Annotated in this window: 1 rRNA gene; it reads left to right on the top strand. The window is 52.1% G+C overall.

Annotated features, from left to right (window positions below):
• Positions 1-193: 193 nt before the first annotated feature.
• A 5S ribosomal RNA gene (rrf, locus tag G7007_RS21945) occupies positions 194-257 on the top strand; the annotation flags it as partial.

The following is a 257-nucleotide window of genomic DNA, read 5'->3' as shown; positions in this document are numbered from 1 at the left end:
TGGGTGTGTAAGCGCTGTGAGGCGTTGAGCTAACCAATACTAATTGCCCGTGAGGCTTGACCATATAACACCCAAGCAATCTGCCAGGCGCAGGTTGGGTGTGAAGACACACGAACCGAAAGTTCGCGAACACACAAAGATCACATATCCGAATCTGCTGGCCTGTCGATACGACGGTCCGGCTACCGAATTTCTTGGCGACCATAGAGCATTGGAACCACCTGATCCCTTCCCGAACTCAGCAGTGAAACGATGCA

The sequence above is a fragment of the Pseudomonas entomophila genome (assembly GCF_013523125.1).
Lineage (GTDB): Bacteria > Pseudomonadota > Gammaproteobacteria > Pseudomonadales > Pseudomonadaceae > Aquipseudomonas > Aquipseudomonas entomophila_B.
Note: the sequence above shows the minus strand (reverse complement) of the source record. Positions and strands in the feature narration are given on the sequence as shown.